Here is a 739-nt window from a genome sequence, read left to right as displayed (position 1 = left end):
ACGGCCTGTTCGACCTTGAACCGGTTGAGGGCGCGGGCGTTTTGCCCCTCCTGAGTGGGAGGGGCGATGCTGACGGACGCGGAATGGATGAGGCTAGAGCCGCTGATTGAGGCGTGCCGCCCGAAGGGCAAGACGCCGCCTCGGGATTTGCGCCGCACGCTCTCTGCCATCCTGTGGCGGCATCAGAACGGGGCCAAGTGGCGCGCTATCCCGGCCGAACTGGGTCCATGGGCACGCGCAGCTCAGACCTTCATCCGTTGGGCGCGCCTTGGTGCCTGGGAACGCCTGCTACGGCTTGCCCAGAAGACCGGGGTGCAACTCGGGATGACGTTCCTCGACGGCACCAGCATCCGCGCACACCAGAAGGCGGCGGGAGGCCGCCGAAAGGGGGCACACAAGCTGAGCGGGACAGGCGCGAGGCATTGGGCCGCTCGCGCGGCGGCTTTGGCAGCAAGGCTTGCGTGATCGCCGATGGGCTCGGCCGAGCCGTCGCCTTCATCCTGGCTCCCGGCCAGGCACACGAACTGCCCCATGCCATCCCGCTGCTCGATCAGCTGCCAGGCGTGCCGAGGTGGGTGGTGGCTGACCGAGGATACGCCAGCCATGCCTTCCGCGAGCATATCTGGAACTTAGGAGCCCGTCCCGCGATCCCGGCAAAGGGCAACGAGGCTCCCGTCGCGTGCCCCACCTGGATCTACAACAACCGCCATCAGGTCGAACGGCTCTGGGCCCGACTTAA

At 67.4% G+C, this 739-nt stretch carries 1 pseudogene; it reads left to right on the top strand.

The window, feature by feature from the left end:
- Nucleotides 1-66: 66 nt before the first annotated feature.
- A pseudogene (locus MOX02_RS30860) lies at nt 67-739 on the top strand (IS5 family transposase); the annotation flags it as partial.

Source organism: Methylobacterium oxalidis, from assembly GCF_007992195.1.
GTDB classification, from domain to species: domain Bacteria; phylum Pseudomonadota; class Alphaproteobacteria; order Rhizobiales; family Beijerinckiaceae; genus Methylobacterium; species Methylobacterium oxalidis.
The sequence above is the reverse complement of the archived record's forward strand: the minus strand, read 5'-3'. Positions and strand labels throughout refer to the sequence as shown.